Source organism: Nonomuraea rhodomycinica, assembly GCF_013363995.1.
Lineage (GTDB): Bacteria > Actinomycetota > Actinomycetes > Streptosporangiales > Streptosporangiaceae > Nonomuraea > Nonomuraea rhodomycinica.
This window is the reverse complement of sequence record NZ_JABWGO010000063.1, coordinates 1-295: the sequence shown is the minus strand read 5'-3', so window position 1 is coordinate 295 and position 295 is coordinate 1. Positions and strand designations below refer to the sequence as shown.

Sequence of the window (295 nt, the reverse complement as noted above, 5' to 3'; positions counted from 1 at the left end):
GACACACCGCCGGCCCGGACCGCGCCACCAGCGAAGACCCCACCACAGACCCGGACCGCACCGCCAGCGACGAGCCGACCACAGACCCGGACCGCGCCACGAACGAAGACCCGACCAGCGACCCCGACGGCACCACCACCGAAGGCCCCACTGCAAACCGGGAGCCCACCACCACCGGGGACCCCACCGCAAGCGGGCAATCCACCTCAAACGGAGAACCCGCTGCAGGCACGGAAGCCTCCATCAGTCAGCAGCAACCCACAGCCGCAGAAGCGACGGCGAGTGCCGAGGCCAG

The 295-nt window shown here is 70.8% G+C and carries 1 pseudogene; it reads left to right on the top strand.

Annotated features, from left to right (window positions below):
• Nucleotides 1-295 (top strand): annotated as a pseudogene (locus HT134_RS45075) (hypothetical protein); the annotation flags it as partial.